General features: G+C 36.8%; 8 protein-coding genes. 4 read left to right on the forward strand and 4 right to left on the reverse strand.

Translation table 11 applies throughout. The annotated features are described in order from the left end of the window. The 4 genes from CLU83_RS08660 (at position 1) to CLU83_RS08675 (ending at position 5,881) form a co-directional block, all read left to right on the forward strand. Positions 1-1,071, forward strand: a complete 1,071-nt coding sequence (locus tag CLU83_RS08660) for a Gfo/Idh/MocA family protein (RefSeq protein ID WP_100431232.1) — start codon at positions 1-3, stop codon at positions 1,069-1,071. A gap of 192 nt (positions 1,072-1,263) precedes the next feature. After that, positions 1,264-1,704, forward strand: coding sequence for a MaoC/PaaZ C-terminal domain-containing protein (locus tag CLU83_RS08665; protein ID WP_100431233.1), 441 nt, complete (start codon positions 1,264-1,266; stop codon positions 1,702-1,704). Positions 1,705-1,729: 25 nt separating this feature from the next. Continuing rightward, positions 1,730-3,046: an L-fucose:H+ symporter permease gene (fucP, locus tag CLU83_RS08670; protein ID WP_100431234.1), complete on the forward strand. Its 1,317-nt coding sequence runs from the start codon at positions 1,730-1,732 to the stop codon at positions 3,044-3,046. A gap of 213 nt (positions 3,047-3,259) precedes the next feature. Next, complete coding sequence (locus CLU83_RS08675) at positions 3,260-5,881, forward strand: glycoside hydrolase family 3 protein (protein ID WP_100431235.1); 2,622 nt, start codon at positions 3,260-3,262, stop codon at positions 5,879-5,881. An 85-nt stretch (positions 5,882-5,966) separates the two neighbouring features. On the opposite strand, the gene CLU83_RS08680 is transcribed toward CLU83_RS08675, so the two are convergent. The 4 genes from CLU83_RS08680 to xylA form a co-directional block, all read right to left on the reverse strand. After that, on the reverse strand, positions 5,967-7,520 hold the full coding sequence (locus tag CLU83_RS08680) for a DUF5597 domain-containing protein (protein WP_100433681.1): 1,554 nt from the start codon (positions 7,518-7,520) through the stop codon (positions 5,967-5,969). Between the two features lie 339 nt (positions 7,521-7,859). After that, entirely contained in the window at positions 7,860-10,385 is a 2,526-nt protein-coding gene (locus CLU83_RS08685; protein ID WP_100431236.1) for a glycosyl hydrolase 115 family protein, read from the reverse strand. A 236-nt stretch (positions 10,386-10,621) separates the two neighbouring features. After that, the gene (gene fsa, locus CLU83_RS08690) at positions 10,622-11,278 is read right to left on the reverse strand and encodes a fructose-6-phosphate aldolase (RefSeq protein ID WP_100431237.1); all 657 of its coding nucleotides are present in this window, start codon (positions 11,276-11,278) and stop codon (positions 10,622-10,624) included. Positions 11,279-11,407: 129 nt separating this feature from the next. Beyond that, a complete protein-coding gene (gene xylA, locus CLU83_RS08695) occupies positions 11,408-12,733 on the reverse strand; it encodes a xylose isomerase (RefSeq protein ID WP_100431238.1) in 1,326 nt (441 codons plus the stop codon). Positions 12,734-12,735: the final 2 nt, after the last annotated feature.

Genomic DNA, 12,735 nt, shown 5'->3' on the forward strand with positions numbered 1-12,735 from the left:
ATGGATATAAAATATAAACCATTATTGCCCGAAACCAAACAGCCCATTATTATTATTGGAGCGAGCGGTATTGTAAAAGATGCACATTTACCTGCTTATAAAACGGCTGGTTTTAGTGTTTTTGGCATTACAAACAGAACGATAGCAAAAGCACATGCTATGGCTGAGGAATTCAATATTCCAAATGTTTTTGAAAACGTTGCCGATGCAGTCAAAAATGCTCCATCGAATGCTGTATATGACATCACCGTCCTGCCCGATCAATACATCGAAATATTAGAACAATTGCCAGATGGTGCTGCCGTGCTGATTCAGAAACCTATGGGAAATGATTTGGCGCAGGCCAAAGAAATAGTAGCGGTTTGTGAACGCAAAAAATTAGTAGCCGGCATCAATTTTCAATTGCGTTTTGCATCTTACGTAAGCGCAGCGCGATACCTGATAAATCAAGGAATTATTGGTGATTTGTATGATCTGGAAGTTAAGGTGACTGTAAATACGCCTTGGGAATTGTTTCCGCTGATTAAGGAACATCCAAGGTTGGAGATTCTTTTTCACAGTGTACACTATATCGATTGCATCCGCTCCTTTTTGGGAAATCCAAAAGGGGTTTATGCCAAAACAACTAATCATCCTTTGAAGAAATTATCGTCCTGTCGTTCTTCGATTATTTTGGATTACGGAGATTCGATGCGTGTGGTTATCAATACCAATCACGATCATCATTTTGGACCAAAACACGAAGAAAGCTACATCAAATGGGAAGGAACCAAAGGAGCAATCAAAGCCAAAATGGGCCTATTGATGAATTATCCTGACGGCATGCCTGATGAATTTGAATATGCATTGCCTACCGAAGACGGAAGCATTTATGAATGGAAGAAAATCGAACTGGAAGGCTCCTGGTTTCCAGAAGCTTTTATTGGCACGATGTCAAATTTGATGCGTTTTAAAGAAGGCTCAGATGCTGTTTTACATGCGAGTGTACAGGATGTTTTAGACACTATGAAAGTGGTAGAAGCCTGTTACATCAGTAATGAAAAAGGAGCAATTCCATTAAACGCATTATAGCAGCGTACACCCGCGTTAACGATTGAAGCGGCATCCTTTTTTGGCTTTTCCAGCCAAAAAAGATACAGCGGAAAGCGTGTTAAAACGCCCAAAAAAATTATATTAATCATAGTAATTAGTAAAAAGTCATTAGTAATTAGCATCTGAGCTAGTCACTAAGGACTAATTACTAAGGACTAAAAAACTAAAAAAATGTATTTTAAATCGACCTTTTTTGAAGATTACCAGCTCAATGAAAAACGAGTAACCTTGGGAAGAACCATTACCGAAACCGACTTTGTAGTTCACGCTGGACACACTGGCGATTTTTTCCCGCATCATATGGATGAGGAATGGTGCAAAACACAGCCTTTTGGACAGCGGATTGCCCACGGGACAATGGTTTTCAGTATTGGAATCGGCTTGACTGCATCTGAAATAAATCCGGAAGCTTTTTCTAAAGGATATGACAGAATGCGGTTTGTAAAGCCCGTACACATTGGCGACACCATCCATTCGGAAATTACTATTTCTGAAAAAGGAGAAGCTAAAAGACCCGAAATGGGAACCGTAACCGAACACGTTGAAATCATTAACCAAAAAGGTGAAGTGGTTTTGGTGTGCGATCATCTATTATTAGTAAAAAAGAAATAATTAACCAACCTATAACTATTAAATTATGCAAGTAACCAACCAAATTGGCGACCAACACGAAGTACCAACAGAACAAGGAGCAGAAGAAGGATCAGGAAAAAAATATCTTTTGCCTTTTATCTTAATTACCAGTTTATTTTTCCTTTGGGGAATGGCACACGGTTTTGATGGAATTTTAATTCCGCATTTGAGAAAAGCCTGTGAGTTAAACAACCGACAATCTACGTTAATAGACACTGCTGTGTTTCTTGCTTATTTTATTATGGCAATTCCTGCGGGAATGCTGATTAAACGTTTTGGGTATAAAAACAGTATTATTACTGGATTATTAGTGTTTGCCGCAGGTGCTTTTCTATTTATTCCTGCTGCTAATTCTAGAACTTATGAATTGTTTTTATTTGCTTTATTTGTAATTGGCTGCGGATTGACAATTTTAGAAACCAGTGCAAATCCCTACGCAGCGATTTTAGGACCTGCAGAATCTTCTTCGAAACGATTGAATTTAGCTGCTTCATTTAATGGCCTTGCAGCCATGCTTGGACCTGTATTGGGTTCAATGTTTATATTGTCTGGAAAGAGCTTTACGCCTGCGCAAATGACTGCGATGCCAGATACGGCTAAAGCGGCATATTTACTAGAAGAAGCTTCAACAGTAAAAATGCCTTATATGATTCTAGGAAGCATATTGATACTAATGGCTATCCTTTTTTATTTTATGCACTTACCATCAATGAAACCTACCCATACTGAAGTTGAAATAAAACCAGGTTTCTTTTCGGTTTTACGATTTTCTCATTTAAGTTGGGCGGTAGCTGCACAATTCTTTTATGTGGGAGCGCAAGTATGTGTGACCAGTTTTTTTGTCCGAATCGCGGAACAAAGTGCTGGACTGGATGAAAAAACAGCGGGTTACTACCTAGGTATTTATGGTTTCCTTTTTATGGCAGGACGCTTCATTGGTACATTCTTTTTACGTTATATAAAAGATTATATCTTGTTGTCTATTTACTGTGTTATCAGTATTATTCTATGTGTAGTAGCCATTTACGCAAGCGGTATTGAAGTGATTTATGCGCTAGGAGGATTAGGTTTTTTCATGTCTATCATGTTTCCAACTATTTTCTCTTTGGGATTAGTAGGCTTGAAATCTAATACCGAAACGGGTTCTTCATGGCTGGTAATGTCAATTGTAGGCGGTGCAATACTTCCTTATACTATGGGAACATTAATTGATATGAAGCATGACGATATTCAAGCGGGATACATTATTCCTTTAGTGTGTTTTGTTATTATTCTTTATTTTGGTGTGTTTGGACATAAAGTAAAAAACAGTATTTCTTAGAATATTTAATCCCTTTATAAAATTAAAGATAGTATTGAAGTAATATTCGATACTATCTTTTTTATTTTTAAAACAATCGGTTGCTTTTTTATCTCATCCATGACTTCTTTTTTATATCTTCGTGAAAATCATCAATTGGATTAAGGAAACATTACTCTATTTATGATCTTGCAACATTAAATTATACTCCTTTCAGCTAAAATAACTTTACCAATGAAAATAAGTAAAATTTTTATAATTCTAATTATCAGCATTGCCTACAGTACTTTCAATTGTGCTGCGCAAAACCAATATCGTTTTCAAGATTATAATTTAACTTTTGAAGAACGGGTAAATGACCTGGTTTCTCATCTGAGCCTTGAAGAAAAAGTATCACAAATGCTTAATTCCTCCCCTGCAATAGAACACTTGGGCATACCGGCTTATGACTGGTGGAACGAAACACTGCACGGAGTGGCCCGTACCCCTTTTAAAGTGACCGTTTACCCGCAGGCTATTGCAATGGCAGCAACATTTGATAAAAATTCGCTGTTCACTATGGCCGATTATTCTGCTACAGAAGGACGGGCTATTTACAATAAAGCAGTCGCTTCCGGGCGCACAAACGAGCGATACTTGGGACTTACCTACTGGACGCCAAATATTAATATATTCAGAGACCCCCGCTGGGGACGCGGACAGGAGACTTATGGCGAAGATCCTTACCTGACTGCCATGCTGGGAGATGCCTTTGTACGAGGACTGCAGGGTGATGACACAAAATATATTAAAGCAGCGGCCTGCGCCAAACACTATGCGGTACATAGTGGTCCGGAACCGCTGAGACACGTTTTTGATGTAGACGTAAGCGCATACGACCTTTGGGATACTTACCTTCCTGCTTTTCAAAAATTAATTACCGAATCTCATGTCGTTGGAGTTATGTGCGCTTATAATGCCTTCAGGACTCAGCCATGCTGCGCCAGCGATATATTGATGACCGACATACTTAGAAACCAGTGGAAATTTGATGGCTACGTAACCTCCGACTGCTGGGCAATTGATGACTTTTTCAAAAATCACAAAACACACCCGGACGCTGCATCGGCTTCGGCAGATGCTGTGTTTCACGGGACTGATATAGACTGTGGCACTGATGCCTATAAAGCCTTAGTTCAAGCAGTAAAACAAAACAAAATTACGGAGGCGCAAATAGACGTTTCGGTTAAGCGCTTATTTATGGTTCGTTTCCGCCTGGGCATGTTTGATCCAGTTTCTATGGTTAAATATGCGCAGACGCCCGATAATGTTCTGGAAAGTAAAGAGCACGCTGCACACGCCCTAAAAATGGCACAGCAGTCAATGGTATTGCTAAAGAATGAAAACCAAACCCTGCCGCTTAGCAAAAAATTAAAAAAGATAGTGGTGCTAGGGCCTAACGCAGATAATTCCATAGCCATTTTAGGAAATTACAACGGAACTCCCTCTAATCTTAAAACCGTATTGCAGGGCATAAAAGATAAAGTTGGTGCAGCTACCGAAGTCATTTTTGATAAAGCAGTTAACTTTACCAATAACAACATTTTACTATATCAGGATTTATCCCAACAGTATTCTTATGAAGGAAAACAGGGATTTAAAGCCGAATATTACAATAACAAAGACCTCGAAGGCACTCCTGTCGTAACCCGCGAGGCCAAAGTGGACAACATCTGGCAGGAAGGCCAGACAGTGACCGGCACTATAAGAGCCAATAACTTTTCGGCTAGATATACTGCTGATTTTAAACCTGAAAAAGACGATACAATAACCTTTGAACTCCAAGGCGATGATGGCTACCGATTTATAGTAAACGGAGCAATTGTTATTGATTCATGGAAAAAAAACCGCTGGGGCTCAAAAACCTATGAGCTTGCAGTAAAAAAAGGCTCCAACTACACCCTGACTGTAGAATACTGGCAGGGAGACGGAAGCGCCAATATAAAAATGAATGCAGGCAGCTACGTTAAAACCGATTATAACCAGATTGCAGACCGATACAAAGATGCTGATGCTTTTATTTTTACAGGAGGAATATCTCCGCAGCTTGAAGGCGAAGAAATGAAAGTAAGCGATCCCGGCTTTGAAGGCGGAGACCGAACTACCATACTACTGCCTGCTGTACAGACCGAACTGATGAAAGCCTTGAAAACTACAGGCAAACCCGTAATATTTGTCATGATGACAGGAAGTGCCATCGCAACTCCATGGGAATCCGAAAACATTCCTGCTATCTTAAATGCATGGTATGGAGGCCAGTCGGCTGGAACCGCAGTGGCAGATATTTTATTTGGCGATTACAGCCCATCTGGAAGATTGCCTGTTACCTTTTACAAAGGAGACAGCGACCTAGCTTCTTTCAATGATTATAATATGGAAAACCGAACTTATCGCTATTTCAAAGGCGTTCCGCAATATGGTTTTGGATTTGGACTCAGCTATACCACTTTTGAATACAGTAAATTAGAAATACCTGTACAGGTTGAAAAAGGTAAAAATGTCATAGCATCGGTAACGATTACAAATACAGGAAAATTTTCAGGCGAAGAGGTGGCGCAACTTTATGTGCTGGATCAAGGCAAAAAAATAAAAGTTTCTATAAAAACGCTCAAAGGTTTTGAGAGAGTTTCACTTAATCCTGGACAAAGCAAAACTATAACCTTTACTTTGACTCCACAGGATCTGTCTTATGTTACCGAAGAAGGCAAACTTCGCCAACTGGAAGGCAAAGTAGAAATTGCAGTAGGCGGACACCAGCCTGACGAACATAACCCATCCAGCAGCGGACTGATTAAAAAAATCATAACAGTAAAATAACAGCATTTAGAAATATAAAATAATTCTATTTGCCTCTTCTTTGGAGAGGTGGGTAAAAAAAACTATTTTATATTTCTAAATGCCGTTATTCGTATGTATATAATTTTAGCTTTTGAATTTCATAATCGCCTACAGCAATTCTAAGATGTCTTCCCTGATGCGTTTGATCGCCGTTAAAATGACGAATTGTTCTCCAACCATTATTATCAAATCTTCCTTGATCCACTTTAAGAATTCCAGCATTTAGATCATTATTTTTTAACGGTTTAAAAGTCACCACAATTCCAGATCCGCCAATATAAAATTCATCGGGTGCAGTTTCTATGATAATAGCACTCGACATTGGCCAAACATTTTCCTTCGCACCATCAGACCAGTTTAAAGTGTAATCGTGTTTAAAAGTAAATTCATAATTGCCTAATGTAATAATCTGAACCGCATTTTCTTTATCCAAAAGTACGCCGTCAATCTTGCCAAAACCTTTGTATTGCTCTATAACTGGAGTTAACTGCTTAACCATATCATATATTTTCCCCAGTGGCTCATTTTTGGCGTCAGCAACAGATTCAATAGAAAATGGAGAAAAACCAATGACTTCATAATGACCAATTGCATACAATCCCTTGAATGGCGCTGTAGCATCAAACTTATGTTCTGGTATAAATAATGGATCTCCCTGACGGGTAAATAAATCATTCCATTGCTTAAAGTTAGGATTATAAAAATCCGGCGCAAGAAAATCTATTGTATTTCCTGCAGCTTTCCAAACATCCATTACATGTGGCAGAGGGCCGGCACTTGGATACTCGCCCGGTTTTTTTCCAGACGCATTTAGGGCGGCGTTCACATACATTGGTATTGCATAGCTTTCTTTACCCGCTTTGGCAACTGCATTAGTGAATTTTGAAAAGAACCAAGCCATAAAAATTTCATCAGTCTGCAGTCCTTTACCAAAAATTTCTTCCCAGTTTCCAGACGTTTTAAAACCATTTTTTTTCCATAGTTCTAAAAACTCTGGCACCAGTTTTTCTCTATTCTTCAGCATATACAGCAATAATTCTTTGGGTACCTCTTTTTTGAAAGCCACGTTTGCTAATGGATAATAATCTCTTGCTGTTGGCAGCATCCCGATTTCATTCTCCACCTGAATCATGATAACAGTTTGATCTTTCTTATCAAAATCTTTTATGTGTGCCATTAGTTTTTGAAAAGCGTTTAAATCTGCCTTCAAATTATTTTCACTAAAAGGCGTTAAGATCTCATGACTTTTATTTTTATCATCTTTAATTCTTGGGTATTTTTTTTGATTCAATTTTACCCAAGCCGGAGCATGGCTTGACATACTGTTTTTCCATGATCCGAACCAAAGAAAAACTAATTTTAAGTTTTCTTTTCGAGCCTTTAGAATCAAATCATCAACCAAATAAAAATCAAATTTGTCTTCCTCCTTTTCAATAAGTTCCCAATAAATTGGCGTTAAAACGGTGTTAAGATTCATATCAGTCAGTTTTGACCAAATGGATTCCATACTCTCCATACTAGTGGCAGAAGAATTTCCTAACTCACCGCCTCGTATAATAAATGGTTTGTCATTGACAATTAATTGAGTTTTATTACCTTTTTTCTGAAGGTTTGGCATTGAATTTTGACAGAATCCCAGTTGCGCAGCCAATATTGCGGCTAAAAGAAATCTGCAGTTTATAAAATTAAACATCTTTTTATTTTAAGATTAAAAAACGAAAAACAGAGTTAAAAAGTTAAGAAAAAATAATCCAATTCTATCTCCCTCTTCTTTGGAAAGGGTTGAGATGAGGAAAAACAAAAAAAACTATTTTATATTTCTAAATGGTATAAGGCATTATTGAGTCATATATATGTGTGTGTGGTGGAAAAAATGCAATCGGTTGCCTGTAGAGCAAAAACTCCTTGAATTTAATAATTTATCCTCTAAAATAAATTATTAAATTCAAGGACAGTTTTAATCAATAATTTCACTTTCAGGAGATCCAAGATAAGAAGGCTTTAACCCTCCTGTATCTATAAGAATCTTTTGCAGAACAATACCTGGTTCTAAAACTCGGAAACGCAGTGTATGTTTTCCTGATTTCAAAACAGAAAGTTTAGCTGAAGATCGTATAATTTGCTCGGCTTGCCATTTTCCTAATTCTCCACGATAATTCCCGTTGAAATTTACGGTTTGCGGTTTTTCTCTATCAAAAGAAATTTCATAACGCAATCCTTTATTACTATTAAAATTTAAAGTTGGTGCCAAAAGCAGCTGAATGGTAAATTCTCCGCTGGAAGTAAAATCAATTTCATATTCTACAAAAACATTTTCATCCTCTTTTGGATAAGCGTTTTGTGGAAATGTAGTAATCCCTGACTTTGTTTTCCCAAAATCTGGAATCACTTCCCAATGAATTTTATCTGAATTATTTGATTTAGAAAAATTTTCAGCTTCTATAGAAACATAACCATTCTTTTCTTTAAACACTTTTTCAACTGGTTTTGCATTTTCCAAAATATAGGTCACTTCCGGAAGGATATTTTTTGGTTCATCATGCCAGCTATTATATCCAATATGCATTTGATCCATCATGTGTATCCACTTTCCTGCTGCAATTTCATTATTATATTTATTTTGAAGAATAGAATCACGAACAAAATGCGTTTTCATTTTATCAGCATAATAATTAGCTAAAACATTTTTTTCTTTGGCTAGTTTTTGGTTTTTAGCTTGTGCAAAATACATTTCATACAAATTACTGCACGCATCAATAGGATATAGTACTAACTGGAAATAGGCGTCTTTGTATTGCTGAGGAATTTCATCGTAAAGACGGTAAGCATCCAGTGCTAAATTCTTATAGTCATTTACAACAGTTTCAAATTCGTTATAATTTTCAAGACTATATGTTTTACTATTTAGCATTTCAGGAGTAACACGGCGGTTATATCTTGGATAAATATTTAATAATTCGGCAATTTCTTTGGCGTGTCTTTTCCCAAACTGCTGCGCAGCCCAATTTTTAGTAAATTCAAAAAGATTCTTAGAATTGAACTGCTTTGGATTCCAAGCCATTTCCAAAAAGAAACTAATTGGAAATTCCATAGGTTTAAGATCACCAACATTCACAATCCAAACTTTATCAACGCCGTGTTCGTAACTAAGATTCATTTGTTCCCAAACCCTTTGTATTGGACTAATATTGATCCATTTTGAGTTTCTTGGACCGCCAACATAGTCAAAATGATAATATATTCCGTAACCTCCTTTATGCAAGGGTTTTATTGGATCTGGTAGCTTACGGACATTTCCCCAATTATCATCACAAAACAGTAAAATTACGTCATCGGGAACTCGCATTCCCTGATCATAATATTCCTGAACCTCTTTGTATAAAGCCCAAACCTGCGAAGTTTTTTCAGCTTTTTGTTTAGTTATTTTTTCAATAATCTGACGCTGATTTTTTACGATATTCTCCAGTAAACTGATGTTGGTACCTTCGCTCATTGCTTCATCGCCATCGCCGCGCATCCCTATCGTGACTAATTTTTCCCAATTCTTGCTGCGTTCGATTCCAGTTTTCCAGAATTCATCTAAAACGGTTTTATTTTTGGAATAATCCCAAACATTCGGAAGGTTATTCTTTTGAATATATCGCTTCCAATCTTGTTGTGCCAAAGCCATTGGTTCGTGGTGAGATGTTCCCATTACAATCCCCATTTCATTTGCCAGTGGACCATTGTTGCTATCATCATCATAGAACGCATTTCCCCACATAGCGGGCCACATATAATTTGCTTTGAGACGAAGAAGCAATTCAAAAATTTTTTCGTAAAACTGACTATTAAATCCTCCAAAAGTAGCTTTGCTCCAACCGCTTAAAGCTGGCGCTTCATCATTCAAAAAAATTCCTCTATACTTCACCGCTGGTTCACCATCAGTATAAATCCCTTTTTTAAAATATAGATTCTCCTTATGTTCGACTGGCACATCTGCCCAATAATACCAAGGCGAAACACCTATCTGACGAGATAATTCGTAAATGCCATAAATGGTTCCTCGCTTGTCACTTCCTGCAATAATAATAGCCTCCTCTACTCCTTTGAAAGGATTTTTAACACTTTGAATAATAAATTTTTCATTTTTGCCTTTCAATTCTTTACCATCAATTTTTCTTTGTTTTATTAAATCATCAATTACCGAATTAGTGCCAATTGTTCCAATGATAATAAATGCAGATGAAGGGCTGTTAATTTGACTGAAAATAGCAGGTTTTTCTCCTGTTACTTTTTCAAAATCAGCCTGCAGATTGTTCACTGCACGTACAACACCTTTGTCGGCACCACTATTGACAAACAAAGAAAGCCGTAACGATTTTTCCTTGAGAACAACAGCATCCGGCTTTTTTTCGGTCGTGATAAAAGGTTCGGCTGCTTTTAATGGGCTAAAAAAGCAGATTGTGATAAGTGTTAAAATAAATTTTGCTAAAACTTTCATTGTACTTCTTTTAAAATTTATTGTGATAATCCGTTGGATGAAATAACTATTAGATGCTATTGTATGTTTTTATGCAATTCATTCAAATATACCAAATAATTCAGACAACACAATCGGTTGTTTTTATTATTTTTAAAATATAAAAAATAAGTTGTCAAAATACTAATTTTAAAAAAAACTCCCTTCAATGCCTTTTGAAGAGAGTTAATAATGATTTAAAAATCGGAGGTGAACCTTTAAAGATTCATCTTTTTGGCATCTGCTACAAATTGTGCTAAACCAATATCCGTCAAAGGATGTTTTAACAAACCTTTGATTGCTGAAAGTGGTCCAGTCATCACATCCGATCCAACTTTTGCACAATCTACAATATGCATAGTATGCCTGATTGAGGCTGAAAGAATCTGTGTTTGATAATCGTAATTATCATAAATCTCTCTGATTTCAGAAATTAAATGTATACCGTCTGTTGAAATATCATCTAATCTTCCTAAGAAAGGAGAAACATAAGTTGCTCCAGCTTTAGCCGCCAAAAGTGCCTGACCAGCTGAGAATACCAAAGTAACATTAGTTCTGATTCCTTTTGAGGAAAAATATTTACAAGCTTTGATTCCATCTGCAATCATAGGTAATTTTACCACAATCTGCGGATGTAAGGCAGCAAGCTCCTCACCTTCTCTTACCATTCCGTCATAATCTGTTGAAATAACTTCGGCAGAAACATCTCCTTCAACAATATTGCAAATATCAAGGTAATGCTGCAGAATATTCTCTTTTCCAGTAATTCCTTCTTTAGCCATCAAAGACGGATTTGTCGTAACTCCATCTAAAACGCCCAATGACTGAGCTTCTTTGATATCTCCTAAGTTGGCTGTATCTATAAAAAATTTCATTCTCTTTTAGTTTTTTGGTTATTAAATTGATTGCAAATAGTATTTTTATAATTAGTTTTTCTAAAAAAAATAGAGTTGAAAACTCGTTCTTCAACCCTATTTTTTTTAGAAAAACTAATCAATAAAATTTTAAATATATTGATTAATAATATTTTCGAACAATTCTTGCTTTCCGCTTTTAAGATTTAATTCTCCATTTTCTTGCGCAATTTTATATAATGCCTGTAAATCTAATTTTCCTTCTTCAAAAGCCTTTCCGTTTCCAGAATCAAAAGAACTGTATCTTTCTGTTCTTAATTTTTCGTAAGGAGATGAAGTGATAATTTTATCAGCAGTCAATAAAGCTCTTGCAAAAGTATCTGCTCCGCCAATGTGTGCTAAGAAAACATCTTCCATGTCTGTAGAATTTCTTCTGATTTTAGCATCAAAATTAACTCCTCCTCCTTGTAAACCGCCAGCTTTCAAGAATACCAGCATAGCTTCTGTAGTTTCCTGAATATTGTTTGGGAACTGATCTGTATCCCAGCCATTCTGGTAATCTCCTCTATTTGCATCTAAACTTCCTAACATTCCAGCTTTGGCAGCCACTTCAATTTCATGCTGAAAAGTATGCTGTGCCAATGTCGCGTGGTTTACCTCGATGTTCATTTTGAAATCTTTCTCCAAACCGTATTGACGTAAAAATCCAATAGCAGTAGCACAATCAAAATCATATTGGTGTTTTGATGGCTCCATTGGTTTTGGCTCAATAAAGAAATTTCCTTTGAATCCTTGTGCTCTTGCATAATCTCTAGCTTGTGCCAAAAATTGCCCCATGTGATCCAATTCTCTTCCCATATCCGTGTTTAGCAAAGTCATATAACCTTCACGTCCTCCCCAAAAAACATAGTTTTCTCCTCCTAATGCAATAGTAGCATCCAAAGCCAATTTTACTTGTCCTCCAGCTCTTGCTAATACATTAAAATCAGGATTAGTTGCCGCACCATTCATATAACGCGGGTTAGAAAAACAATTTGCTGTTCCCCAAAGCAATTTTACTCCAGAAGCCGCTTGCTTTTCTTTCAAATAATCTGTGATGGTAGCTAATCTGCTTTCTGATTCTGCGAAAGTTGCACCTTCTCTAACTAAGTCATAATCGTGAAAACAATAGTGACCAAAACCCATTTTTGTAATGAATTCAAAAGCAGCATCAGCTTTCTCTTTTGCAGCTTCAATCGCATCAGCAGGCTGATCCCATGCAAAATGCTGTGTTCCTGGTCCAAAAGGATCGCTCCCTTGTCCGCAGAAAGTATGCCAGTAAGCAATTGCAAATCTAAAATGCTCGCGCATTGTTTTTCCAGCTACAACTTGGTCTGGATTGTAATATTTAAAAGCCAAAGGATTATCGGATTCTTTTCCCTCAAATTTAATTTGTCCGATACCTTTATAGTACTCTTTGTTTCCTAAAACTATCATTT

The sequence above is a fragment of the Flavobacterium sp. 1 genome (genome assembly GCF_002797935.1).
Lineage (GTDB): Bacteria > Bacteroidota > Bacteroidia > Flavobacteriales > Flavobacteriaceae > Flavobacterium.

Coding starts and splice junctions, on each gene's coding strand:
- CLU83_RS08660 (WP_100431232.1), top strand. CDS start 1: ATGGATATAAAATATAAACCATTATTGCCCGAAACCAAACAGCCCATT.
- CLU83_RS08665 (WP_100431233.1), top strand. CDS start 1,264: ATGTATTTTAAATCGACCTTTTTTGAAGATTACCAGCTCAATGAAAAA.
- fucP (WP_100431234.1), top strand. CDS start 1,730: ATGCAAGTAACCAACCAAATTGGCGACCAACACGAAGTACCAACAGAA.
- CLU83_RS08675 (WP_100431235.1), top strand. CDS start 3,260: ATGAAAATAAGTAAAATTTTTATAATTCTAATTATCAGCATTGCCTAC.
- CLU83_RS08680 (WP_100433681.1), bottom strand. CDS start 7,520: ATGCCAAACCTTCAGAAAAAAGGTAATAAAACTCAATTAATTGTCAAT.
- CLU83_RS08685 (WP_100431236.1), bottom strand. CDS start 10,385: ATGAAAGTTTTAGCAAAATTTATTTTAACACTTATCACAATCTGCTTT.
- fsa (WP_100431237.1), bottom strand. CDS start 11,278: ATGAAATTTTTTATAGATACAGCCAACTTAGGAGATATCAAAGAAGCT.
- xylA (WP_100431238.1), bottom strand. CDS start 12,733: ATGATAGTTTTAGGAAACAAAGAGTACTATAAAGGTATCGGACAAATT.